The organism is Mycobacterium sp. shizuoka-1 (assembly GCF_002723835.1).
Classification (GTDB): domain Bacteria; phylum Actinomycetota; class Actinomycetes; order Mycobacteriales; family Mycobacteriaceae; genus Mycobacterium.
This window is the reverse complement of record NZ_BEWG01000109.1, coordinates 14,431-37,703: the sequence shown is the minus strand read 5'-3', so window position 1 is coordinate 37,703 and position 23,273 is coordinate 14,431. Positions and strand designations below refer to the sequence as shown.

The window sequence follows — 23,273 nt, the reverse complement described above, 5'->3', positions numbered from 1 at the left end:
GCGGGTTAGAGGGTGCCCGCGGGCTGGCGGGTGTGCTGTGCGCCGTCGAGGAGGATCGTCGGGCCGACCGGGATGGCCTGAGCCGGATCCTCCGGGTCGACGGCGATCCCGTCGCCGGGTTTGACGCCACCCTCCTCGCACATCTTGCGCCACAGTGCCTGACGGCCCTGACGGGTCGGGATGAACTTGCCGTAGGCGAAGACCCGCCAGAAGGTCCACTTGGGCGCGGGTCGGTCATTCGGCACGCCGACGAGCCGGTGCAGGATGAACATCCAGCCGACCATCATGGCCATCATGACCGCGGCGCCCAGCCAGCGCACCGGGGTGGGCAAGGTGGAGTTGTGGATCAGGATATGCGGAAAGCCCACGCCGAAGTAGGCGACCATCATGCCGAACGGAGCCACCAGCAGGAGCAGAAGCTGTTGTGCACCTTTGAGTCTCGGAACGGCGTAGGCGAGAATCGCGCCGATCGTGACGAAGGAGCCGCCGTTGATGAAGCCCCACCAGTACGGGAAGTTCAGGAAGCTGAACGGCTGCACGCCGTAGTAGAGGTAGGTGCCGAGGTTGATGCCTGCGGTCTCCATGACGGCATCGGTGACGATTCCCATGCCCAGCAGCATCACGAAATGACTGGCGTGGGCGCCGTTGCGGATCACGAAGTAGCAGAAGTACGCCTCCAGCCCCAGAAACGCCACGTAGCACGGGGGGATCAGCAGGGGCACGGTGATGCCGAAATTGGTGAACGCCGGCATCAGGTTGTTGGCCCAGTGCAGGTGCCCGAGCAGGTCGAGCATCGGTTCGAGCAGGCTGCAGATCAGACCGCTGGCCATCACGATCAGCGGGATGAAGTTGCGACTCTTCACCGCGGCCCGAATCGCCCACGGCAACGCGAGGACCATGACCAACGCTCCGGCGATGAGGAAGAAGGCGATCTCAGCACCCAGGCTGACGCTGAAGTCACCGGGGGCCGGCTGGATGTTCGGCGGCCAGCCCTGGCCTTGGACCAGGGGCGACCAGCTCGCGCTCAATATCGGACTCATGGGTTCGGCGTCTCCTTAGGATCTGGCTTCCGCGTGCCCGCTGACGTGCGGTTTCTTCGGTAACCCGCGGTCGCGGTGCCGCCCGGCACTGTGGACCAGCTCACACTAACATCGTGTCTAGACATTGTGTATACCCAATTTGAAATCGGATTAAATTGGAGGGACGCGCTGCCCGGCGCGGGTGTTGACGACGGTAAGGTGACAGCGATGACTGAGGCGACGCGTCGACCACGCTCGGTTGATCTCAACGGGGTGCCGCCAGTCGATGCCATCTACGCGGCGACGGGGCGGCTGATGGAGCGGCACGCGTTCAGCGACATCAGCGTGGCGCAGATCCTCACCGAGGCGAACATCTCGCGCGCGACGTTCTACTTCTACTTCGCCTCGAAGTTCTCGGTCCTGTCCGGTCTGCTCGAAGCGGCGATGGAGGACATTTTCGGCACGGTGCAGCCGTTTCTCGAACGCTCGCCCGACGATTCGCCGTCAATCGCGTTGGAGCGCAGCATCCGTGCGGTGACGCGTGCCTGGCACCAGCACCGTGCCGTGCTACAGGCGGCAAATCAGCACTGGCACAGCGAACCCGCGCTTCGCTCGCTGTGGCTGGCGGTCGTGGAGCGCTTCGTCGCCGCCGGAGCGGCGGAAATCGATCGGGAACGTGCGGCGGGACTGATCACCTCGGATCTGCCCAGCCGTACGTTGGCGGCCACCCTCTTCTGGAGCACCGAGCGGGTGCTCCACATCGCCGGCATGGGGGTGGATCCCGAACTCACCGACGAGGAGGCCATGGTCGACCCGCTTGTGGCGATGTGGAACGGCACCCTCTACGGCAGGTGAGGGTGGACGGCGCCGGCCATCGCCAGCGACGTCATCACAAAACGTTCGATCATCGCCCGCTCGTCGTCCGGTGGGATGTTGCGGCGCAGGATGATCGACGCGTACACGGTGTGCAGCCAGTCGGATAGATCTCGATTCGACAAGTCGTCGCGAAGCAGGTGCCGCGAGCGGCCATGATCGAGCCAAGGCTGCCAGAACCGCACGGCACGCTCTACCAGTTCCGGCTCCCACAGCGCCTCGTGTGCGGTGATCGGACTGCCGTCGCCGAGTAGTGCCGACAACTCGGGGTCGTTGCGCAGCGTCTCGATGATCTGGACGGAGAGTTCGACGAACGATTCGGTGAAACTCCCGTCCGGAACGCTGGCGCCGGGGGTGGCCGCATCGGCGATTTCGACAATCCGCTCGATCGCTGCGGCCAATACCAACTCGCGACGATCGAAGAACACCTTGTACACCATCTGTCGGCTGTAGCCGGCGCCGCGGGCGACATCCGTCATCGTGACTGCTCGTATTCCTCTGGAGCGGAACAACTCCCGCGCCGACCTGACTACCCGGCCCCGGGCTGCTTCCCGTGGGGTCTGAGTCATGTCGGCGCGCTATTCGGGTTGGACGTGCCCGTTGACACGATGGCCTGCATGGCGTCATTATCGCCTAGTCGATTACAAATTGCCTGGTTTGTCTACTGGAGGTTCTCGCGATGTCCTTGGCCTCGAGCCCCGGTGACGCTGTCATTGAGAAGCCGGATCGGTCGGATCCGCCACCGCTCGGACGGCAGGGGCCCGCGACGTTCCTGGCCCTCATCGGCGCCGCGTGGTTTGTCATCTGCGTCGAAGTCGTTGTGCGTTGGGTGAGCTCGGGTGAGGAATTCACACCGGCGCCCCGCATCGGGCCCGACGTCATGGAGGACTGGCGGCTGGTCGCACTGCGAATTTTCGAGGCGATCAGCCTGGCGGTGATGGCGGCGTTCGTCTGGTACTGCGTGGTCAAGCCGCTGCGGGAGACCGGCTCGCTCGGCCTCGACGGCAAGTTCGTCATCGGGGGCATCATCTGCTTCGTCGCCGATGCCTTCCTCAACGTGCAGCAGTACCTGTTCGCCTGGAACAGCGCCAACGTCAATCGCGGGGTCTGGGTCCGATTCCTGCCGTTTCATAATCCGGACGCACCGAGTCGTTACGCGGAGTCGTTGATCTGGGGCCCGCCCATGTACATCTACTTCTGTGCGGGCGTGGCCATCGTGGCCTGCCACGAGGCGCAGCGCGTGCGGCGACGGTGGCCGGCCATGTCGAAGTTCCGGCTGTTCGTTTTTGTCTTTATTTTCGAATTCATTTTCGATTTTGTGGTGGAGAACGTGGTGATCAGAACGACGCACGCCTACGCCTTCGCCAAAACCTATGAGCCCTTGACCTTGTGGCCGGGGGAGGTATACCAGTTCCCGATCTATGAGTCCGTGCTGGTCGCCTGTGTGGGATGCGTCTTCACCTGGGCGCGGATGGAGGCGCAGGAGCGGCCGGCGGGGGAGTCGCCGATCGAGCTCGGAGCCGAGCGGTGGCGCCCCTCACTGCGTCCGCACGTCCGGAATTTCGCGGTGCTTGGATTCTGCATGCTCACTTTGGTGTTCGTGTACCACCTGCCGTTCAACTGGCTCGGACTGATCGGAACGTCGTATGCCCACCTGCCCAGCTATCTGCTGCCCGGCTGATCGGAGGATGTGATGGCACCCGTGACGACGATCGGAATCGACACGCCGGTCTGGCCGGTCGGCCAATGGGTCGCCACCACGCTCACCTTCGGCTTGGCAGTGGCGGTACTGGTCTGGGTGGTGCGCCTGTGCCGCCGAGAGTCGATCGGATGGCCGCTGGCGGTCCTGGCCAGCGGCACGCTCACGTGCCTGATGGAGCCGCTGTTCGATCACCTGTATGGATTGTGGTTTCGTGAACAAGGGCAGTGGCACCTCTACACCACGTTCGGTAGCCACCAGCCCATTTGGGTGCCCGCGGCCTACTTGACGTTCTATGGCGGCGCCACGGTGTTCATCGCCCGCACCCTCGCCCGACGTCCGACCATGCGCACTGTGTGGACGATGTACGCGTTCATCGTGGTTATGGCCATCGCGGCAGAGATGACCTATATCAGCGTGCTCAACGTCTACGAGTACCAGGACAGCCAGCCGTTCGTGGTGCTGGGCTATCCGATCTTCCTCGGCTTCACCAACGCGATGTCGGCTCTGGTGAGCGGCATTGTGGTCTACCGCGTCGCACCGCAGCTGAGCGGATGGGCGCAGCTCTCGCTGATCCCGGTCGTGCCGATGGCCTTTGCGGCCGGATTGTTCGGATCGGGAATTCTGTACCTGTCGGTGCGCCACTCGGTCGAGCACCCGCCGATGCTGATCGTCCACCTGGCGGCATTGACCGTGGTCGGCGCCATCGCAGGCACAGTGGGCCTACTGGGCCGGCTGCTGGTCGCGCCGAAACGCGACGTCGCCGAAGCCGTTGTCATCGAGCAGAAGTGCCAGTGAGGGTGTCGACAGCTACGGGCTCGCGACCACGCCTCGTCGGTCATGCCCACGCTAGGGCATCGTGTAGCCACCGCTGACCGAGATCAGCTGCCCGGTCACCTGGCCGGCGGCCACCGGCGAGGCGAAGAACAGCACCGCCCGCCCGATGTCGTCGGCGGTGGTGAGCGCACGGGTCGGGGTGTCCTTGAGCATGAACTCGATCTGCTTGGGGTTGAACACCTCGTCCTGGCCGACCGACCACAGGCTCGAGGCCCCGACGGCGTCGGGGCTCTCCGGTATCACCAGGCCGGGGCACACGATGTTGGAGCGAATGCCGTGCCTGCCGTGTTCGCGGGCCGCGGTGCGTGCCAATGCCACCATCGCTGCCTTCGACGCGCCGTAGACGCCTTGGCGGATCTGGCCGAACGCCGCGTCGCTGGCAATGAACACGAGCGATCCGCCGCCGCCCTCCTTCATCGGTCCGATCGCAGCCTGGGTCGCGGCGATCGCCGAAAAGAGGTTGATCTCGATGGTCCGCTGCCATTTGTCGCGGTCGGTGTCGGACGCGAGGAATCCCGGGACACTCCAACCGGCGTTGTTGACCAGCACGTCGACACCGCCCCAGCGTTCGACCGCGGTGCCCACCGCGGCCTCGGCGCCGCCCGGTGTGGTCAGGTCGGCGATCGCGAGTTCGACCTGGGCGGCCCCGGCGGCCAACGCCTCGGCCTTGACCTTCTCGGCCTGCGGTTCGTCGATGTCGTTCAAGACAATCCGGGCGCCCTCCGCGGCGAATTGATGCACGATGCCGCGTCCGATGTTCGATGCGCCGCCGGTGATCACGACGCGAGCGTCGGTCAATCCCAGATCCACGATGACCCTTCCCGGTCGGGGCGCACTTGTTGCCACCCCAGAAGTTGGTTTAACCTAGATTAGAAATTGTGATTAGATTTGTCCATATCCGGCTTCTGAGGAGACCCAGATGAGCGTCACGACGTCGCTCGACGGTCACGTCGGGTGGATCACGCTCAACCGTCCGGATCGAATGAACGCGATCACCGTTGACTTGGCACGTGCACTGCGTGATGCCCTCGGATCTCTCGGCAGTGATCCGGATGTGAACGCGATCGTGATCCGCGGCGGCGGCGGAAACTTCTGTGCGGGCGGTGACTTCGACGAGGTCGAGCGGCTGCGTGCCCAAGGACCTGCCGCGTTGACCGAGTTGTTCGCAGCCTTTCGCGACGCCTGCGATGCCATCGCAGGCGTGGAGATCCCGGTGATCGCCGCTGTCGAGGGGTCTGCGGCGGCGGGCGGATTCGAGCTGATGCAGGCCGCCGACATCGTCCTGGTCAGCGAGACAGCCAAGATCGCCGACAACCATGTCAACTACGGGATGGTTCCCGGCGGCGGTGGCACGGCCCGCCTCCCGCACCTCATCGGTCGGCAGCAGGCGCTTGGCGTCCTGCTGTCCGGCGACCGGCTGTCCGGACTCGACGCGGTCCGGCTGGGGCTGGCCTACCGGTCCTTCTCCGCCTACGAATTCGATTCGGGAATAGCCCATTTCGCCGGCCGGCTGGCCGGGCGCCGCCGCGACGCAGTGATCACCATCAAACGGCTCGTGGCGCTCAGCGTCGACGACGGGCTGCACGCGGGACTCGACGCCGAGATGACCGCGGTGGTCCGCCACATCGTCGGGGACGCCGGCTCCAGCAGTGTCACCGCATTCCAGAACAGGGAGGTCCACCGATGACGACATCGATCGACGCACCGGTGGTCGTGCAGGTCGCCAACGGAGTCGCCCGTCTGCGACTGAACCGGCCCGACGCGTCGAACGGCCTCAATGTCGAGATCCTCAAGGCGCTGCACGAGGCGATCCTGGCCTGCCACGCCGATCCCGCGGTGCGTGTGGTGATGCTCACCGGCGAGGGCCGAAACTTCTGTGCCGGGGGTGACGTCAAGACGTTCGAATCCAAAGGCGCGGCATTACCGGACTACCTTCGGGAAGCCACCGCCTGGCTGCAACTGGCCACCGCGGCGCTCATCCAGTTGCGGGTACCGGTGGTCACCGCCGTACAGGGCTTTGCCGCCGGCGGCGGGGGATTGGGACTCGTCTGCGCATCCGACATCGTGGTGGCCGGCCGGTCGGCGCGATTCTTCTCCGGCGCGGTGCGGGTCGGCATGGCTCCCGACGGTGGTTCGTCGGTGACGCTGGCGCAACTGGTCGGACTGCGTCAGGCCCTGCGGATCCTGCTGACCAATCCCACGCTGACCGCGGACGAGGCCGCCCAGATCGGTCTCATCACCGAGGTGGTGGACGACGACGCGCTGACCGCACGCGCCGACGAGGTCGCCGCCCAACTGGCGCAGCTGCCCACCGCGGCGCTGTCAGCCACCAAACGCCTGGTCTGGAGCGGAGTCGGCCAGTCGGTGGAGCAGCGGCTGGCCGAGGAGGCCCGCACCGTATCGGAGCTGTCGGGCACCGCAGATGCGTTGGAGGGGTTGCGTGCGGTGATCGAACGTCGACCGCCGAGGTTCTCATGACCGTCCTCGTCGCCGACGCCGGTTCCGTCCGTACCATCACGCTCAACCGGCCCGAGGTCCGCAACGCGATCGACATGCCGCTGCGGATCGCGTTGGCCGAGGCCATCGAGGCCGCCGACGCCACTCCCGGGGTGCGGGTGGTCGTGCTGACCGGCGCCGGCGGGTCGTTCTGCTCTGGCGGCGACATCACAACGATGACGCGGATGTCCGAAGATGCCGCACTGCAGCGGATCAACCTGGCGCAACGGGTGATTCGCGCGATCTGGACGACCCCCAAACCGGTGCTGGCGGCGGTCGAGGGCGCAGCATTCGGGGCAGGTGCCGCGCTTGCCGCCGCCTGCGACCGGGTGATCGCCGCCGCCGACGCCCGGTTCGGGGCTACCTTCACCAATGTCGGACTGGCCGGTGACATGGGCACGTATGTGTCGCTGCCCGCCCGGATCGGGATGGCGCGGACCCGCCAGTTGCTCATGATGCCGACGCCGGTGAGCGCACCTGATGCTCTGGCTCAGGGGCTGGTCGACGCGGTTGTCGATCCGGGGTCCGCGCTGGCCGCTGCGCAGGACGACGCCGCGAGCCTCGCGCAGCGGCCCGCCCGCGCCCTCGGTGTCATCAAGACGATGCTGGCGATGGCCCCGAGCATGCACCCGCTGGACGTCTTGGACCGGGAGGCCGCCGAACAGGCGCGCCTGTTCGACAGCGACGACTTTGCCGAAGCGATAGACGCGTTCGCCGCCAAGCGAAGCCCGGTATTCGGAACCACACAAGGAGCACCGCAATGACCTCGGTCATCGATCCGGCCGCGGGTACCGCGGGCCGCTACGACCGTCTGATCCGGCCCGACAGGGTGCACGGGTCGATGTATACCGACCCCGCCATCTTCGCCGAAGAACTACGCAAGATCTGGTACCGCAGTTGGGTGTTCGTCGGCCACGAGAGCGAGGTCGCGAGGCCGAACGACTACGTCCGCAAGAAGCTGGGACTGCAGGACGTGATCATGACCCGCGATCGCGACGGGCAGATCCATCTGCTGCTCAACCGGTGCAGTCATCGGGGAAACCAGGTCTGCGAGAATGCGAAGGGCAACTCCAGCACCTTTCGGTGCCCGTTTCACGGCTGGACGTTTCGCAACACTGGTGAACTGATCGGGTTTCCGTTCTTCAAGGGCTACGGCCAACGCCAGCTCGACATGCCGATGGGCCGAGTTCCGCGGATGGACTCCTACCGCGGTTTCGTGTTCGGTAGTTTCGCCCCCGACGGGCCCAGCCTGCGCGAGCACCTCGGTGCGGCGGCCGGGGAGATCGACCGCCTGTGCCAACTGTCTCCGGACGGCACCGTCGAGTTGAACGCCGGATGGCTGCAACACCAGACCCGGGCCAACTGGAAGCTGGTGGTGGAGAACGAGACCGACGGCTACCATCCGCAGTTCGTCCACGGGGCGATCCTCGGCGTCACCCAATCCACCATCGGCCCGCTGTACAGTGACTCGTCGACCGCGGTGACGCGCGACCTGGGCAACGGTCACAGCGAGAACGATCTTCGCCCGGAGTTCCGCAAGTTCGCCACCCCGATGCGCTGGTTCGGCACCACCGAATCCAGAGTTCCCGAATACGTGGCCGCGATGCGCGCGCGCCACGGCGAAGCGGCCGAGAAGATCCTCATCGAGGGCGCCCCGCACGTGATGATCTTCCCGAACCTGTTCATCGCGGAGATCCAGGTGTTCAACCTGCAGCCGGTATCCGTCGCCGAGTGTGTGCAGTACTCCACCGCCGTGCAATTGGTGGGGGCGCCGGAGCTCAACAAGCGGTTGGTGTCACAGTGCCTGGCATCGGTGGGGCCGGCGGGCATGCTGCTCGCCGACGACACCGAGATGTACGAGCGCAATCAGCAGGGGTTGGAGGCGCTCACCCCGGAGTGGCTCGACGTGCGCCGCGGGCTCAACCGGGAGCGGGTCGACGAGCAGGGATTCACGATCGGCACCAACACCGACGAAACCGGGATGCGGGCGTTCTGGTCGCATTACAAGCAGCTGATGGAACAGGACTGAGCATGACCACCAGTGTGACCGCGCCGGCCGAACTGCTGCCGGTGCCGATCGAGTTCGACAGGGTCGAGGTCGAGCAGTTTCTCTTCCTGGAGGCCCGCCTTGCCGACGAGAACGACTACGACGCCTGGGAGTCGTTGTGGACCGAGGATGCGCTCTACTGGGTGCCGGTTGCCGGCGCCGAGGCCACACCCGGTCAGCGCATGGCGATCATCTGTGACAACAGAAGCCGCATCGGGACCCGGCTCAAACAGATCCGTACCGGCAAACGATTCGCGCAGGCACCGCCGTCGAACATGCGCCGCCTGCTGAGCAACATCGAATTCCTCGGCGGCAGAGCAAATCCCGCCGGCAGTGTCGACCTCGAGGTGGGGGCCAACTTTCTGCTGTTCGAATCGCGCGCGCGGGGGACCCATCTGTGGGGTGGCCGGACCACCTACCGGCTGCGCCGAACCGACGGCGGCCTGCGACTGGTCTACAAGAAGGTCGTCCTGGTGGACAATGACCGGCCGCTGCCCACCCTCGGCTTTCTGATCTGAGGCGCCGATGGATTCCGAACGAACACCCCTGGGTGTGGTCGCCAGCGAATTCGCCGAGGTGTCGGTGACCGTCGACCTCGAAGCCAACGGACCCCGACTTCGGCTCGAAGATCTGCGCACCAAGCGGGTCCGCTACCTCGACGCCTTGGAACTGGAGACCATCGTGTGGCTGCCCGACGAGCGTCTCACGGCGCTGCTCGACCCGTCGGCAAACCGCTGGCGGGGAGAGGCATGAGCGACACTCGCCGAGGCAACGGTATGAGGCGCGCCGCGATCGTCGCGCCGTTGCGTACCCCGGTGGGAACCTTTGGTGGCGCCTTACTGCCGCTGCGTGCCGAGGATCTCGCTGCGCGGGTCACCCGTGCTGTCATCGAACGCAGCGGTGTCGATCCCGCATGCATCGAGGACGTGGTCTTCGCGCAGTCCTACGCCAACTCCGAAGCGCCGTGCATCGGCCGGTGGGTGGCGCTGCATGCGGACCTACCGATCAGCGTGCCCGGCCTGCAGATCGACCGGCGTTGCGGCGGTGGACTACAGGCCGTGATCACGGCGGCGATGACGGTGCAGACCGGGGCGGCCGATGTCGTGCTGGCCGGTGGGGTGGAGTCGATGAGCAACATCGAGCACTACACCACCACCGCGCGATGGGGCGCGCGGTCGGGAAACCAGACGCTCTATGACCGGCTGGACCGTGGCCGGGAAATGTCGCAACCGGCATGGCGGTTCGGGCCGATCAGCGGAATGATCGAGACCGCCGAGAACCTGGCCCGCGACTTCGGCATCGGCCGTGCGGCGGCCGACGCGTTCGCCGCCCGCAGTCACCGACGTGCGGCAGCCGCCCAGCAGTCCGGCGCGTTCGCCGACGAACTCGTGGGTGTGCCGGTACCGCAGCGGCGCGGCGAACCCGTCACCGTCGACCGCGACGAGGGCGTGCGTCCCGACACCACGCCCGAGACGCTGGCCCGGCTGCGCACCATGTTGCCGGACGGCACGGTGACGGCGGGCAACTCCAGTCAGCAGAACGACGCCGCCGCGGCATGTCTGGTGGTCGCCGAGGACCGGCTCGAGCCACTCGGTCTGGAACCCATCGGCTACCTCGAAGGGTGGGCGGCGGTGGGATGTGAACCCTCCCGGATGGGCATCGGCCCGGTCGGCGCCGTCGAGAAGCTCTTCGCCAGAACAGGTCTGGGATTCGACGACATGGACCTGATCGAGATCAACGAGGCGTTCGCGGTGCAGGTGTTGGCGGTGCTCAGCGGCTGGGGGTGCACGCTCGAGGATGTGGAGGATCGGCTCAACGTCAACGGCTCGGGGATCTCGCTGGGCCATCCGATCGCCGCGACAGGAGTGCGGATTCTGACCACGATGTTGCACGAGCTGCGTCGGCGCGGTGGCGCACTCGGGCTGGAGACCATGTGTATCGGGGGCGGCCAAGGGCTGGCCGCGGTGTTCCGTGGAGCGTCCGGATGATGGGATTGCTCGCCTACGCCAGCTACGTGCCTCGATTCCGGCTGGCTGGCACCGACATCGGAACACCCACGCGTGATCGAGTCGTCGCCGGGTACGACGAGGACTCGACCACCATGGGTGTGGCCGCCGCGGCGGAGGCGCTGCGGGATCGGACCCCACCTGCGGCGCTCTACTTCGCCACCTCCAGCCCGGCGTACGCCGACAAGACCAACGCCACCGCGATCCACGCCGCACTCGGGCTGGTCCCCGACGTGTTCGCCGCGGACATGTGCGGGACCGGCCGCAGTGGATTCGCGGCTCTTCGCGCCGCGGCGACGGGCGGGGGGCTTGCGGTGTTCGCCGACGTCCGTGTCGGGCGCCCCGGCTCGGCCGACGAGAAGTCGGGCGGCGACGGTGCGGCCGCACTGTTGTTCGGCGAGGGCACTCCGATCGCCGACATCCTCGCAACTACCGCGCTCACCGACGAGTTTCTGGACCGGTGGCGAGTTCCCACCGACATCACCGGCCGCCAATGGGAGGAACGTTTCGGCTTCGGGCGCTACTGCGCACTCGTGCGCGCGGCGACCGAGCAGGTCCTGGACGCCGCGGGCGTGATCGAAGCCGACCATGTCGTGCTGGTGAGTCCCAACGCCGGGATCATCAAGGGCGCAAGGGCTCTGGTCAAAGGCCGTAAGTCGATCAGGTCGTCGCCGATCGGGCACAGCGGGGCCGCCGACGCGGCGATTGCGCTGTGTGATGCGCTCGATGTCGCGGAGCCCGGCGACACGATTCTGGTCCTGTCGGCGACCGACGGCTGCGACGCGATGGTGCTACAGGCCACCACCGCACTGCCGGGCGCCCGCCAACCGCACGCAGTGGCGACCCAACGAACCGGCGGCAGCACCGTCGACCACCTGACATACCTGTCCTGGCGGGGGTTGGTCACGCTCGAGCCCCCCAGGCGCCCCGAACCGGACAAGCCGGCCGGGCCGCCGTCGGCACGGACGCAGGAGTGGAAGTTCGGCCTCACCGGAACATGCTGCGAAGAATGCGGTTTCATCCACCTTCCGCCGCTGCGGGTGTGCCGGGCCTGCGGGTCGGCAGCCCCGATGCGGTTGATCCGCATCGCCGAGCTCGGCGCCACCGTGGTCACCTACACCGTCGATCGGCTGGCGTACTCGCCCTCGCCACCGATGGTCCAGGCCGTGGTCGACGTCGACGGCGGCGGCCGGTTCACGGTCGAGGTGGCCGACGCCGGACCACGGCAGCCGCAGGTGGGTGACCGGGTCGGCTTCGCATTCCGGCGGCTGTTCACCGCCGACGGCGTGCACAACTACTTCTGGAAGGCGGTGCTACGCGATGGGCAGTAACGGAATCGCCGGGCGGGTTGCCGTCGTCGCCATGGGCTGCAGCCAGTTCGGCGAACGATTCGACACGTCGACCGAGGATCTGATCATCGAGGCCTACCAGGAGTGCCTTGCCGGATCCGGCGGGGTCGCCGCTGCCGATATCGACGCCTACTGGCTCGGCACACTGAGCTCCGGGATGTCCGGCCTGACCCTGAGTCGCGCGCTGGGCAGTGACGACAAGCCGGTCACCAGGGTCGAGAACATGTGTGCCTCGGGTTCGGAGGCATTCCGCAACGCCTGCTATGCCGTCGCCTCCGGCGCCTACGACATCGCCATGGCGGTCGGCGTCGAAAAGCTCAAAGACTCCGGCTATTCCGGATTGCTGCGGCAGGATCCGCCGGGCGATGGGACAGCGGCCGAGCTGTCGATGACGGCGCCTGCGGCGTTCTCGCTTCTCGATCCGGCCTACTGCTCGCGATTCGGTGTGCACCCAGATGAGATGCGTGCGGCGATGACCCATGTCGCCTGGAAGAACCACGACAACGGCTCACGCAATCCGAAGGCGCAGTTCCGCAAGTCCGTCGCCAAGGAGGCTATCGACTCCGCGCCCAAGGTCGCCGGCCGCCTCGGCGTCTACGACTGCTCGGGTGTGTCCGACGGTGCGGCGTGTGCGTTGATCGTCCCGGCACAGCGGGCCCACGAATTCACCGACGCCCCTATGTATGTGCACGCGCTGTCGTTGGTGGCCGGCTCCACCCGGGGTACCACCGATTCCGGTTACGATTTCACCACCTTTCCCGAGGTGGTGAAGTCCGCCAAGGACGCCTACGCCCAGGCTGGTATCGACAACCCCGCCGCCGCGCTGTCCCTGGCCGAGGTGCACGACTGTTTCACCCCTACCGAGATCGTCTTGATGGAGGACCTCGGCTTCGCCGAACCTGGCCAGGCCTGGAAGGACGTGCTCGGCGGTGAGTTCGACGCCGGGGGACGATTGCCGGTTAACCCTGACGGTGGCCTGAAGAGTTTCGGTCACCCGGTCGGGGCCAGCGGGCTGCGGATGCTCTACGAGGCGTGGCTGCAGTTCCGCGGCCAGGCCGGCGCGCGGCAACTGTCCGATCCGCACACCGCGCTCACCCACAATCTCGGTGGCCGCCCGGGCGGTTGTGTCTCGTTCATATCCGTGGTGTCCCGCGAGCCACGTTGCGGCTCTTGATCATCGACAACTTCAAGGAGATCGGCTAGTGCCAGGATTACAGGACCGTGTCGTCATCGTCACCGGCGCCGGGGGAGGGTTGGGCCGCGCCTATGCGCGGTTCGTGGCCGCCAACGGAGCCTTGGTCGTCGTCAACGATCTCGGTGGTGCCCGAGACGGATCGGGGTCGGGTACCAGTATGGCTGACGCGGTGGTGGCGGAGATCCGGGCCGACGGCGGCAGGGCCGTCGCCAACTACTCGTCGGTGGCGTCGGCCGAGGGAGCCGCCGAGATCGTCGCCACGGCGCTGGATCAGTTCGGCGCCGTTCACGGCATCGTCAGCAACGCAGGAATCCTGCGTGACGGCGCTTTCCACAAGATGACCGATGAGAATTGGGACGCCGTCCTGCAGGTGCACCTGACCGGTGGTTATCACGTCATCCGGGCCGCGTGGCCACACCTGCGGGAACAGGGTTACGGCCGCATCGTGGTGGCCACCTCCACCAGCGGGCTGTACGGCAACTTCGGGCAGGCGAACTACGGTGCCGCCAAAGCCGGGCTGGTCGGCCTGGTCAACACCCTCGCGATCGAGGGCGCCAAATACGACATCACCGCCAACGCGATCGCGCCGTTGGCCGCCACTCGGATGACGGCGGACATCGCGCCCCAGGAGGTTCTCGACAAGCTCGACCCGGAGCTTGTCGCACCGGCTGTCGGCTACCTGCTCTCCGAGCACAACAGCGACACCGGTTCGGTGTTCGTCGTCGGTGGCGGTCTGGTGCAGCGGGTCGCCCAGTTCCAGAATGACGGCGTCACCTTTTCCGAGGCGCCTAGCCTGGCCGAGATCAGCGAGCGCTGGTCGGAGATCAGCGATATGAGCCAGGCGAAGCTCGGCACCAACCCGGTATGACCGTCGGGCCTGCGCGCGCCTACTGGGCGGCCGACCGCTCCACCGAACTGGTCGGCTTCACCGTGGCCGAATTGGTGGCCGAACGGGCTCGCAGTCACCCCCAGCGCCTCGCCCTCATCGGGACCCGCCACGGCAGCGCGACCGCGGCGAGACTGACCTACGCGGAATTGCTGACGGAGGCGGGCCGGGTCGCCACTGCGCTGGCCGGGCTGGCCGACCGGGGCAGCCACATCGCGTTGTGGGCGCCCAATGTTCTCGAGTGGCCGGTGATCCAGTACGGTGCCGCGCTGGCCGGCATGGTGTTGGTGGCGCTCAACCCGGCACTGCCGGAGGACGATTTGTCCTACGCCCTGGCGCATTCCGGCGCCACGGTACTGCTGCATGCCGACGTCAATCGTGACCAGCCGATGGCCGACGTGGCCGCCCGGGCGGCCGCCCGGATACCCGGGCTGCGGTGTATCTCCTTGTCGGCTCGTGCGACGTGGTGTGCCGACGCGCTGGATCCGGCAGTGCTTGACGGAGCGGAGTCCGACGCCGACAGCGTCGCGATGCTGCAGTACACGTCGGGGACCACCGGCCGGCCCAAAGCGGTGGTGCTGCGCCATCGCGCACTGGTCAATGTCGCCAAGCTCACGGTCGAGGCCGCGGGGGTTCCGGATCGGGCGGTATGCCTCAACCCGCTGCCGATGTTCCACACCGCCGGCTGCGTGATCGCCACCCTGGGACCGCTGTGGGTCTCGGGGACGGTCGTGTTGACCGAGCGGTTCGCCCCCGGCCCGGTGCTCGCCGCGATGCGCGAGGAGGCGGTTCAGGTGCTGTTCTACGTGCCCGCGGTGTTGTCGGCACTGGTGGAGCACCAGCGATCGAGCAGTCTGCCCGCGCCGCGGCTGACGGTGATCATGGGTGGTGCCGCGCCGGTGGATCCCCGCCTCATCGATGACGCCAGCGGATTGTTCGGCGCCGGCGTCTACAACCTCTACGGTCAAACCGAACTCGCGCCGGTGTTGAGTCTGACGCGCCCCGGGGACGCTACCGAGGATCGGCGCCGCACCGTCGGCCGCCCGCTGCCACAGGTGGACTGCAAGGTGACCGACCCGGTGACCGGACGAGTGGTCGCGTGTGGGCAGGTGGGGGAGCTGTGTGCGCGCGGCTACCAGCAGTTCGTGCAGTACCTCCACGATCCTGCCGCCACCGCGGCCGCTCTCGACCCGGACGGATTCGTGCGGACCGGCGATCTGGGCATGATGGACGATCGTGGCTATCTGACGATCACCGGCCGGCTCAAGGAGCTGATCATCCGCGGCGGTGAGAACATCTCGCCGGCGCATGTCGAACGCGTTCTGTCCCAGCATGAGTCGGTACTCGAGGCGGTCGTCGTGGGCCTGCCCGACGACCGTCTCGGTGAGATCGTCGCCGCAGTCGTGAAGACCACTCATCGAGATGATGCTCTCAAACAGGGCCTGGTGGACCACGCCCACCGCAGGCTGGCCCGCTATCAGATCCCGAGTCGCTGGTATGTCGCCGACCGATTTCCCACCACCCCGACCGGCAAAGTTCGGCGCTTCGCGCTGCGCGACGAGATTCTGCAGGGCGGGCTCACCGAACTGTGAACACCGACATCGGGATGCGCCGGGACGCACTTCGAGCGCTGGTCCCGGTATGGCAGCCGCGGACCCTGGCCGATACGCTCGCGGACTGCGCGGCACGATTCGCCGATCGGTCCTTCGTGATCACCGACGATGTCACCCTGACCTATCAGCAGGTAGCTGACGAATCCGCCCGGCTCGCAGGTGGGTTGGCCGCACTGGGTGTCCAGCCGGGCGACCGTGTCGGCGTGGTGATGCCGAACTGCGCGGAGTTCGTCACGGTCAAGTTCGCCATCGCCCGGCTCGGCGCCATCGCCGTCCCGGTCAACTATCTGTACCGGCACGACGAACTGCGCTACGTGCTCGCCGATTCCGGCTGCCGTGTGGTTGTGGCGACAAGCCGTTTCGGCGAACTCGACTATGGGGCGATGCTGGACGACATCGCCCGCGGCTGGGAGGGCCCTGCGTTCACCGTCGTGCTGACGGCGCGCACCCGGCCGGGTGTGTTGTGCCTCGACGATCTGGTGGGGACGGCCGACGCGACAGCGCCGGTGTCGGCCGACGCACCGGCCGACCTGCTCTACACCTCGGGCAGTACCGGATTTCCCAAGGGCGTGTTGACATCCCATGATGCTGTGCTGCGGACCGCCTACGCCTCCGCGCTGACGCGTGCCTACGAAGACGGCCGGCGGGTGCTGTTTTCGCTGCCGTGCTATCACATGTTCGCCTACATCGAAGGCTTGCTCTCGGTCATGTTCGTCGGCGGTGCGGCGATCCTGCAACCGACATTCAGCGCGAAGGGGTATTTCGCGGGCATCGCCCGGCACGGCGCCACCGACATGCTGTGTGTGCCCACGATGGCGCTCGCGATGGTCGAGAGCCCGGCGCGCGGCGACTACGATCTGGATTCGCTTCGAGCGGTGCTGTGCGGATCGGCGCCCGCGCCGATCCGGCTGTGGCAGCAGATCCGGGACGCGCTGGGAGCCAGGGAGATCGTGACCGGCTATGGCATGACCGAGTGTGGTGGCGCGATGACGCTGACGCTGCCCGAGGACCCGTTGACCAGGTGTGCGCAGACGGTCGGGCGTCCCAAGCTCGCCGGCGCCGCCGGAGTCGAGGACACCGACGCGCTGGTGGTCTATCGGACCGAAGATGGCGAGTTGGTCTCTCGCGGGCCTACCACGATGATCGGGTACTGGAATCGGCCCGCCGAGACCGCCGAGGCGATTCGCGACGGCTGGTTGTACTCCGGTGACATCGGCGTGGTCGGCGCCGACGGCTACCTGCGCATCACCGGACGCAGCAAGGAGCTGTACAAGAGTGGCGGCGAGTTGGTGATGCCCAAGGAGATCGAGGATCTGCTCGCCGGCTACGACGACATCAGTCAGGTTTATGCCATCGGTCTGACGGATGACCGGTGGGGCGAGATCGGCTGCGCGGTGGTGGTGCCGGTCCCCGGGTCGGCGCTGACCGAGGACGAGGTGCTGGCCCGGTGCCGCGCCCGGTTGGCCCGATTCAAGGTCCCCAAGCGGATCGTGTTGTGTACCGCCGACGAGTTGCCCACGACGGCCACCGGCAAGGTGCAGAAGTTCCGTCTGGTCGAGCGGCTCCAACGCGACTGACCGCGCTGGATGCCGTCCAGTCTGCCTTTGCTGCGTGGCTTTCACATCCCACCATCAGTATTTAATCGAAACTAAAAAGTATGCTACTGTCCGTTCTGGCAGGTTGGTTGAACTGCTGATATCAGTTTTGACTCCAGATTAGACAGGATGCGTTGGCGGTGTCTGACCTCTCTGGCGAAGCACGGGTTGTGGCCGTGCAGCAGCTCTATGACGCGCTGGCCGCCGGTGACCGCGAGGCCGTCGACGCGCTGCTGCACCCCGATTTCGTCGGTCACGCGGCTGAGGGCCTGCCATTGGGCATGGGAGGTCGCCACGTCGGACCTGAGGCCATGCGTACCAACCTGTGGTGGCGAATCGGTCAGCACTTCACCGCGCGCGCGGTGGCCGGCGACTTCCAGCTCTTCGACGACGGACGGCTGATGGTGATCGGCCGCTACCGCGGCGCAGCGCGCCGCAGCGGACAGCTGCTGGACGCCGAGTTCATCCATCTGGTCGAGTTCGGCCCCGACGGGCGGATCACGACTCTGCACCAGCTCACCGACACCGCTGCCTGGCATGCGGCGCTTGACGAACCGGCCCGGCTCGAGACGATCGACTACCGCGTCGATGCCGGGGTGGCCACACTGTGTCTGCAACGGCCCGCCGAGCGCAATGCCATCGACGTGAGGGTGGCGAACGAGACCCTCGTGGTCGCCCGGCGCATCGCCGCGGACACCTCCGTGCGGTGTGTGCTCATCTGCGGGGACGGGCCCTCGCTGTCGGTCGGCGGTGACATCGGGTTCTTTCTCGACGGTGGCCGGGAGCGATTCGGTGATCTCTTCGTCGAGATGACGACACCGTTTCATGAGGCGTTCGCAATCCTGAGCGGTATCGACGTACCGATCGTCACCGCCGCGCACGGTGCGGTGGCCGGCGGCGGACTGGGCTACGTGTATGCCGCCGATCTCGTCATCGCCGCCGAGGGAACGCGTTTCGTCACCGCGTTCGCCGGCTTGGCGGTGTCCGGGGACGGTGGTGGTACGTGGCATCTGCCTCGCATCATCGGTGCCCGCCGGGCGGCCGCGGCCTATCTGCGCAACACCCCGATCAGCGCCCGGGAAGCCCTGGAGTGGGGACTGATCAACGAGATCGCCCCGGGCGATCAGCTGCGTCGACGAGCCACCGCCGTCGCCGTGGAACTCGCCAACGGTCCGACGATGGCGTACGCCACCATGCGACGGCTGCTGCGTGAGTCGTGGCATCGCGATCTGCCGACCCAGCTCGTCGCCGAGACCCAGGGGCTGCGGGTCACCGGTGACACCGCCGACGCGGCGGCAGCCATCGCAGCCTTTGCCGCCAAGACCAGCCCCGAATTCACCGGAAGGTAAACCGATGCCCGGACTCGTCCACGATTCCGCCGAACACCGCGCCATTCGCGACACCGTCGCGGCCATTGCCGATCGCTATGGCGCACAGTACTTCCTGGAGCGCGCCCGCACCGGTGGCGACATCGAGGAGCTGTGGAAGGACCTCGGTGCGGCGGGCCTGCTGGGTGTGCACCTGCCCGAGGAGTACGGCGGCGGGGGCGGCGGGATGGCCGAGGCCGTCCTGGTGGTCGAGGAACTCGCCGCACACGGTATGCCCCTGCTGATCTGGGTGATCTCCCCGGCGATCTGCGGAAGCATCCTGGCCCATCACGGGTCGGAGGAAATGAAGCGACGCTGGCTACCCGGGATCGCCGACGGATCACAGAAGATGGCGTTCGGGCTCACTGAGCCTGACGCCGGATCCAACAGCCACAACGTCAAAACAACAGCACGGCGGACCAATTCGGGGTGGTCGATCTCCGGTGCGAAGTACTACATCTCGGCCGTCGACCAGGCCGACGCGATCCTGCTGGTGACCCGTGATGCCGACGAATCGACTCCCGAGCAGTCCCGATTGTCGTTGTTCGTCGTCCCGACCGATTCGCCCGGGCTGAGTTTCCAGCAGATCGACACGTCCATTGTCTCGCCCGATCAGCAGTTCACCGTGTTCCTCGACGAGGTCGAGGTGGGCGAGGACGCCCTCATCGGCAGTGTGGGCAACGGCCTGCGGCAGGTGTTCGACGGCCTGAACCCGGAACGGATCCTGGTGGGGGCACTCTGCGGTGGGCTGGGCCGCTACGCGGTCGGCAAGGCTGCGGACTACGCCAGAGAACGCACCGTATGGTCGACGCCGATCGGAGCCCACCAGGGCATCGCCCACCCGCTGGCCGAATGCCATATCAATGTCGAAGTGGGCCGGCTGGCCACGATGCGCAGCGCTGAGCTGTTCGACGCCGGCGCACCGGCCGGCGAGGCGGCCAACATGGCCAAATTCGCGGCATCCGAAGCCGCGCTCGCCGCCCTGGACCAAGCCATCCAGACCCACGGCGGCAACGGGCTGGCCCACGAGTACGGGCTGTCGGAGCTGTGGTTCGTCACCCGGCTGATGCGAACCGCTCCGGTCAGCCGGGAAATGGTCCTCAACTTCATCGCGCAGACCTCACTGGGCCTGCCGCGCTCGTACTGATTGTCCGATGGGAGAAATGTCCATGACAACAACCGACCTCGATTTCGACGTCATCGTGATCGGCGCCGGAGCCGGCGGGCTGTTCACGGCGGCGCGGCTGGCGCACAGCGGCTTTCGCACGATGGTCGTGGAGCGACTCGACAAGGTCGGGGGACGAGCGTCCACCGACGATATCGACGGGTTCAAGGTGAACAACGGTGCGATCGTGATCGAGGTCGGCGGTATCACCGAGCAGACCTGCGCGGAGGTCGGCGCACCGTTCGACATCCGGGAGCCCAAGCCGCCGCTGCTCTACCGCATCGGTGGCAAGGACGTCGACGTCACCGGCGGTGGATGGGGCCTGTTGCTGGGCAAGCTGACCCGGCAGGGTGCCAAGCTGGTGAAGGGGATCGGCGCCGCCCGCAGTGACGCCGGACTGCCCGAGGACGAGATCTCCACCGCACAGTGGGTGTCGAAATACACCAAGAACGAAGGTGTGCACGGGATCTTCCGCAACATGTGTGCGTCGATCTTCGCGGTCAGCTCCGAAGACCTGCCCGCGCGGGTGTTCCTGACCTACTTCACCCGCAAGAGCGCCTTCAAGCGGTTCGGCTTCCATCCCGAAGGCACCATCGGCATCTGGAAGGGCCTGGCCGCCGCCGTCGAACGCGATGGCGGCCAGGTGTGGCTGTCGACACCGGTGACCGGCATCGCGTCCGCAGGCGGCAGGGTGACCGGCGTCGAGGCGGTTCGCGACGGCGCCGCGGTCACGGTGAACGCACCGATCGTGATCAGCGATGTCGGACCCGCGGCGACCCTGAGGCTGCTCGGCGAGGATGCGGTGCCCCCCGACTACCGCGATCTGGTGGCGCGCGGTGACCGGCCGACGGCGATGATCTCGGTCAACTTCGCCAGCGCCGAGCCGCTGATCGCGGCACCCGGCATGCTGAGCTTCGCGAAAACCCGCCGGCTGGCCTACATCGCCAACTTCACCGACTTGTGCCCTGAGATGGCGCCGCCGGGCTGGCATCTCTACGTCGGCACCTCGGTGCCCCGACCGTCGATCGGAGACTTCGACGAAGCCGCCGAGACGGATTTCCTGTTCGCGGACCTTCGTGACACCATCGACGACTTCGACAGCCGGGCAAGGATTCTCAATATCGCCGTCACCCGGGACGACTGGCCGCCGCAGCGTGCGGTCGCCGGATTCGACCTGCCCCACGAGACCCCGGTCGAGGGCTTGTGGAACGTCGGCGACGCCGTCAAGGAGTACGCCAACGGCGGCACGACGGCCTGTGCGGAGACCGCGAAGCTGGTGGCCGACAAGATCGTCGCCAGTTACCGCCCGGCCGTTCGGCGCTGATCATGTCGGAAACACTGAAGCGGCTGTGCGCATGGTCAGGGCCTGCGACGGTCGTGGTCGCGCTGACCGGCTGGCTCATCGCCGGTGTCCTGCCGCTGCCACTCGGTTCGTCCAGCACGACCGAGGAGGTAGTGGCCTTCTACGGCCACGACACCCGGGTGCTGATCGGCTTGGTGATCGCGCAACTCGGTGTCTGCCTGGTGTTCCCGCTGATCGCGTTGATCTCACTGACCCTGCTGCGTATCGAGGGCCGCTCGCCGCTGCTGACCATCATCCAGACGGTCACCGGTGCGGCGACCGGAGTCCTGCTGCTGATGCCGATGCTGCTGATGGCGGTGATCGCCTTCCGGCCCGACCGGACGCCGGAACTGACGCTCACCCTCAACGACATCGCCTGGCTGCTGTTCCTGACGCCGATCGCGCCGTTCATGATCCAGAACATCGCGATCGGCGCGGCGATACTGGGGGACAAGAAGGCCCTGCTGCCGAGGTGGGTCGGCTATTTCAACTTCTGGGTGGCGGCCGCATTCATCCCCGACGTGTTGGCATTCTTCTTCCACGACGGCGCCTTCTCGTGGCGGGGTGTCTTCGTCTTCTGGCTGGCCCTGTTCGCCTACGCGGCATTCCTTGTCGTCATGGGCATGGTGCTGCGCAACGCCGATCTGGATCGCCCCGTCGGACAACCATCGTCGTCAACCGCCGAGGAATTTCGATGAAACTAGGCATGCCGCTGAAGTACTTCGGAGCGGATTTCCTCGAAACCGTCGATCGACTCGCCGATTTCGAAGCGGCCGGCGTCGACCGGGTGATGATCGCCGAAGCGTACAGTTTCGACGCCGTAAGCCTGATGGGCTACGTCGCCGCCCGCACAACCAGCGCGGAGTTGGCTTTCGGCATATTGCCGATGTTCTCACGTACCCCCACCAACTTGGCCATGACGGCGGCGGGAGTCGACCTCGTCAGCGGCGGACGGTGTGTCCTGGGCATCGGTGCGTCGGGGCCACAAGTTGTTGAAGGATTCCACGGTGTCAAATACGACGCTCCCGTCGCCCGCGCCCGGGAGCACGTCGAGATCTGCCGAAAGATCTGGCGGCGAGAGCCCACCGACTATCGCGGCAAGTACTACACCCTGCCGCTGGCGCCCGACGATGGTGGATCGGGCCTGGGCAAGGCGCTCAGGATTATCGGGTATCCGGTGCGTGACCGTATCCCCATGGGGCTGGCGGCGATCGGGCCCAACAACGTGCAACTGGCGGCGGAACTGTTCGAGGAGTGGCAGCCATTCCTGTTCTACCCTGAACGGCTCGATGAGGCCTTCGGAGAAGCGGTGAAGGCCGGCACCGCTCGCCGAGATCCGGCACTCGGCCCGTTGGGCATAGTCGTGCAAATGCCGCTGCTGATCACGGAGACCGAAGCGGAGGCGGAGCAGGCCCGGCGCTCGGTGCGCGAACACGCCGCACTCTATATCGGCGGGATGGGGGCACGCGGGCACAACTTCTACAACATGCTGGCCGCGCGTTACGGCTTTGCGCAGGAGGCCAGAGTCATTCAGGACCTGTACCTGTCCGGCGATCGAGCGGCTGCCGCCGCGTCGGTGCCGGACGACCTTGTTCGCGGTATCTCGCTGATCGGACCTGCTGAGCACATCGGCGAACGTGTCACAGCGCTGGCGGGGGCCGGTGTCACCTGCGTGCTGGCCGAACCGCTGGCCGCGACTCACGAGGATCGGGTAGCCCAGATGGCCACCGTCAAAGGCATTGTGGCCGATGTCGCCAGCGGCAACGCTGTCGCGTGAGAGGAGA

23 protein-coding genes are annotated in these 23,273 nt (G+C 66.7%); 20 read left to right on the top strand and 3 right to left on the bottom strand.

The genetic code is table 11. From position 1 onward, the window contains the following. Positions 1-5: 5 nt before the first annotated feature. On the bottom strand, positions 6-1,040 hold the full coding sequence (locus tag MSZK_RS27285; protein ID WP_099251659.1) for a hypothetical protein: 1,035 nt from the start codon (positions 1,038-1,040) through the stop codon (positions 6-8). A 207-nt stretch (positions 1,041-1,247) separates the two neighbouring features. On the opposite strand from MSZK_RS27285, the gene MSZK_RS27280 reads away from it, so the two are divergent. Further along, positions 1,248-1,874: a TetR/AcrR family transcriptional regulator gene (locus MSZK_RS27280; RefSeq protein ID WP_099251658.1), complete on the top strand. Its 627-nt coding sequence runs from the start codon at positions 1,248-1,250 to the stop codon at positions 1,872-1,874. Here the strand turns inward: MSZK_RS27280 and MSZK_RS27275 are convergent. Then, positions 1,862-2,461, bottom strand: a complete 600-nt coding sequence (locus MSZK_RS27275) for a TetR/AcrR family transcriptional regulator (protein WP_099251657.1) — start codon at positions 2,459-2,461, stop codon at positions 1,862-1,864. The genes MSZK_RS27280 and MSZK_RS27275 overlap by 13 nt on opposite strands. Before the next feature lie 110 nt (positions 2,462-2,571). Here MSZK_RS27275 and MSZK_RS27270 point away from each other — a divergent pair, with 110 nt between their 5' ends. Together MSZK_RS27270 and MSZK_RS27265 are read left to right on the top strand one after the other, a co-directional pair. After that, a complete protein-coding gene (locus MSZK_RS27270) occupies positions 2,572-3,573 on the top strand; it encodes a spirocyclase AveC family protein (protein WP_099251656.1) in 1,002 nt (333 codons plus the stop codon). 12 nt (positions 3,574-3,585) lie between these two features. Continuing rightward, on the top strand, positions 3,586-4,389 hold the full coding sequence (locus tag MSZK_RS27265) for a hypothetical protein (RefSeq protein WP_099251655.1): 804 nt from the start codon (positions 3,586-3,588) through the stop codon (positions 4,387-4,389). A 51-nt stretch (positions 4,390-4,440) separates the two neighbouring features. Here MSZK_RS27265 and MSZK_RS27260 read toward each other — a convergent pair whose 3' ends face one another. After that, complete coding sequence (locus MSZK_RS27260; RefSeq protein WP_099251654.1) at positions 4,441-5,238, bottom strand: SDR family NAD(P)-dependent oxidoreductase; 798 nt, start codon at positions 5,236-5,238, stop codon at positions 4,441-4,443. A 109-nt stretch (positions 5,239-5,347) separates the two neighbouring features. Here MSZK_RS27260 and MSZK_RS27255 point away from each other — a divergent pair, with 109 nt between their 5' ends. From MSZK_RS27255 to MSZK_RS27175, 17 genes are all read left to right on the top strand, one after another. Next, positions 5,348-6,115: an enoyl-CoA hydratase/isomerase family protein gene (locus MSZK_RS27255; RefSeq protein ID WP_099251653.1), complete on the top strand. Its 768-nt coding sequence runs from the start codon at positions 5,348-5,350 to the stop codon at positions 6,113-6,115. Then, positions 6,112-6,906 (top strand): enoyl-CoA hydratase/isomerase family protein, encoded by a 795-nt coding sequence (locus tag MSZK_RS27250; protein WP_099251652.1) that lies wholly within the window; start codon positions 6,112-6,114, stop codon positions 6,904-6,906. Before MSZK_RS27255 ends, MSZK_RS27250 begins: the two co-directional genes overlap by 4 nt. Further along, entirely contained in the window at positions 6,903-7,688 is a 786-nt protein-coding gene (locus MSZK_RS27245; protein WP_099251651.1) for an enoyl-CoA hydratase/isomerase family protein, read from the top strand. Before MSZK_RS27250 ends, MSZK_RS27245 begins: the two co-directional genes overlap by 4 nt. Next, a complete protein-coding gene (locus MSZK_RS27240) occupies positions 7,685-8,953 on the top strand; it encodes a Rieske 2Fe-2S domain-containing protein (protein WP_099251650.1) in 1,269 nt (422 codons plus the stop codon). Before MSZK_RS27245 ends, MSZK_RS27240 begins: the two co-directional genes overlap by 4 nt. 2 nt (positions 8,954-8,955) lie before the next feature. Then, the gene (locus MSZK_RS27235) at positions 8,956-9,489 is read left to right on the top strand and encodes an aromatic-ring-hydroxylating dioxygenase subunit beta (protein ID WP_099251649.1); all 534 of its coding nucleotides are present in this window, start codon (positions 8,956-8,958) and stop codon (positions 9,487-9,489) included. 7 nt (positions 9,490-9,496) lie between these two features. Continuing rightward, the gene (locus tag MSZK_RS27230; RefSeq protein WP_099251648.1) at positions 9,497-9,724 is read left to right on the top strand and encodes a hypothetical protein; all 228 of its coding nucleotides are present in this window, start codon (positions 9,497-9,499) and stop codon (positions 9,722-9,724) included. Positions 9,725-9,747: 23 nt separating this feature from the next. Next, entirely contained in the window at positions 9,748-10,959 is a 1,212-nt protein-coding gene (locus MSZK_RS27225; RefSeq protein WP_099251647.1) for an acetyl-CoA C-acetyltransferase, read from the top strand. Next, positions 10,956-12,308, top strand: coding sequence for a zinc ribbon domain-containing protein (locus tag MSZK_RS27220; RefSeq protein WP_099251646.1), 1,353 nt, complete (start codon positions 10,956-10,958; stop codon positions 12,306-12,308). Before MSZK_RS27225 ends, MSZK_RS27220 begins: the two co-directional genes overlap by 4 nt. Next, positions 12,298-13,500, top strand: a complete 1,203-nt coding sequence (locus MSZK_RS27215) for an acetyl-CoA acetyltransferase (RefSeq protein WP_099251645.1) — start codon at positions 12,298-12,300, stop codon at positions 13,498-13,500. Before MSZK_RS27220 ends, MSZK_RS27215 begins: the two co-directional genes overlap by 11 nt. A 28-nt stretch (positions 13,501-13,528) precedes the next feature. After that, positions 13,529-14,389 carry an SDR family oxidoreductase gene (locus MSZK_RS27210; RefSeq protein ID WP_099251644.1) on the top strand — a complete coding sequence of 287 codons (861 nt, stop codon included), beginning with the start codon at positions 13,529-13,531 and terminating at the stop codon, positions 14,387-14,389. Continuing rightward, positions 14,386-15,999: a class I adenylate-forming enzyme family protein gene (locus MSZK_RS27205; RefSeq protein ID WP_099251643.1), complete on the top strand. Its 1,614-nt coding sequence runs from the start codon at positions 14,386-14,388 to the stop codon at positions 15,997-15,999. Before MSZK_RS27210 ends, MSZK_RS27205 begins: the two co-directional genes overlap by 4 nt. Positions 16,000-16,013: 14 nt before the next feature. Further along, on the top strand, positions 16,014-17,597 hold the full coding sequence (locus MSZK_RS27200; RefSeq protein WP_099251680.1) for a class I adenylate-forming enzyme family protein: 1,584 nt from the start codon (positions 16,014-16,016) through the stop codon (positions 17,595-17,597). A gap of 158 nt (positions 17,598-17,755) precedes the next feature. Then, positions 17,756-18,964: an enoyl-CoA hydratase-related protein gene (locus MSZK_RS27195; protein WP_233211538.1), complete on the top strand. Its 1,209-nt coding sequence runs from the start codon at positions 17,756-17,758 to the stop codon at positions 18,962-18,964. 4 nt (positions 18,965-18,968) lie between these two features. After that, entirely contained in the window at positions 18,969-20,129 is a 1,161-nt protein-coding gene (locus MSZK_RS27190; protein WP_099251641.1) for an acyl-CoA dehydrogenase family protein, read from the top strand. A gap of 22 nt (positions 20,130-20,151) precedes the next feature. Further along, a complete protein-coding gene (locus MSZK_RS27185) occupies positions 20,152-21,471 on the top strand; it encodes an NAD(P)/FAD-dependent oxidoreductase (RefSeq protein WP_099251640.1) in 1,320 nt (439 codons plus the stop codon). 2 nt (positions 21,472-21,473) lie between these two features. Beyond that, positions 21,474-22,187 carry a hypothetical protein gene (locus tag MSZK_RS27180; RefSeq protein ID WP_099251639.1) on the top strand — a complete coding sequence of 238 codons (714 nt, stop codon included), beginning with the start codon at positions 21,474-21,476 and terminating at the stop codon, positions 22,185-22,187. An 8-nt stretch (positions 22,188-22,195) separates the two neighbouring features. Next, on the top strand, positions 22,196-23,266 hold the full coding sequence (locus MSZK_RS27175) for an LLM class F420-dependent oxidoreductase (protein WP_233211537.1): 1,071 nt from the start codon (positions 22,196-22,198) through the stop codon (positions 23,264-23,266). The last annotated feature ends 7 nt before the right edge of the window (positions 23,267-23,273 follow it).